Source organism: Lichenihabitans sp. Uapishka_5 (assembly GCF_033947565.1).
In the GTDB taxonomy this organism is placed as follows: domain Bacteria; phylum Pseudomonadota; class Alphaproteobacteria; order Rhizobiales; family Beijerinckiaceae; genus Lichenihabitans.
In genome coordinates this window covers 1-1,227 of the sequence record NZ_JARPVX010000201.1, presented here as the reverse complement: position 1 = coordinate 1,227, position 1,227 = coordinate 1, and the positions used below count along the sequence as shown (strand labels likewise).

The window sequence follows — 1,227 nt, the reverse complement described above, 5'->3', positions numbered from 1 at the left end:
TGAGGGTCCCCCGGTTTCTCCTCCAGTTTCAGAGTGAGTATCCGGCGTTCATTCGGCGGCCTTTCGGGCCACCGCCGCAGCGTATTCGCTCGGCGTCATCCAGCCAAGCGATGTGTGAGGCCGGCTCTCGTTGTAGTCCCGCCGCCAAGCCTCGATCTTGGTCCGGGCGTCGGCCAGCGACAAGAACCAGTGGGCGTTCAGGCACTCGTCACGAAGGCGGCCGTTGAACGACTCGATAAAAGCGTTGTCGGTCGGCTTGCCTGGTCGCGAGAAGTCGAGCGTGACCCCGTTCTCGTAAGCCCAGCGGTCCAGGGCCTTCGAGACAAACTCGGGGCCATTGTCGACCCGAATGGATCGGGGCGCACCACGAACAGCGGCGATGCGCGACACGGCTTCGACGACCTGCTCACCCTTGATGCCGCTGTCGACCTCGATCACCAAGGCTTCCCGCGTGCAGGCGTCGACGACCGTGAGGGCACGAAGCCGCCGGCCGTCGAACAGCGCGTCCGACACGAAGTCCATCGACCAGAGCGCATTCGGGGCTGACGCGGCCGCCGCCCGCTCCCGATTAACAGCACTGACGTGCCGGCGCGGGCGCTTCAGGCGCAGGCTGAGGCCGTCGTTCCGGTAAAGCCGGTAGACTCGCTTGTGGTTGACCGACCAACCTTCCCGGCGCAGCAGGATGTAGATCCGAAAATAACCGTACCGCACCCGTGTTCGCGCCAGGTCGCGGATACGTAGCAGCAACGCTGCCTGGTCGCTGCCGATCGACTTGTACCGGATCGACGAACGCTCAAACCCGAGCGCGCCACAGCACCGGCGTTCGCTGACCCCTTGAACCGCCTGAACGTCGGCGACGATCTCGCGCCGACGTCCAGGCGTCAGAGCTTTTTTGATAGCACGTCCTGCAGAATGTGCTTGTCCAGGCTGAGGTCGGCCACAAGCTGCTTCAGCTTCCGGTTCTCGTCCTCGAGCTGCTTCAGCCGCCGCAACTCGCCCGTCCCGAGTCCGCCGTAAAGCTTCTTCCAGCGATAGAACGTCTGCTCCGAGATCCCCATCCGCCGCAGCACTTCGGCGACCGGCGTGCCCGTCTCCGCCTGCTTCAGCGCAAAGGCGATCTGTTCCTCGGTGTACCTGCTCTTCTTCACGGTCATGCTCCTCCCACCAGGGTCTCACAAACCCGGAAAACTCGCATTTTGGCCGGAGGAGAAAGACGGGAGGACGTCA

Annotated in this window: 2 protein-coding genes; both read right to left on the bottom strand. The window is 63.8% G+C overall.

What is annotated here, in order from left to right; translation table 11 throughout:
- Positions 1-48 precede the first annotated feature (48 nt).
- The gene (locus P7D22_RS23160) at positions 49-897 is read right to left on the bottom strand and encodes an IS3 family transposase (protein ID WP_319936595.1); all 849 of its coding nucleotides are present in this window, start codon (positions 895-897) and stop codon (positions 49-51) included.
- Positions 882-1,148 (bottom strand): transposase, encoded by a 267-nt coding sequence (locus P7D22_RS23155; RefSeq protein ID WP_319936594.1) that lies wholly within the window; start codon positions 1,146-1,148, stop codon positions 882-884. Before P7D22_RS23155 ends, P7D22_RS23160 begins: the two co-directional genes overlap by 16 nt.
- Positions 1,149-1,227: the final 79 nt, after the last annotated feature.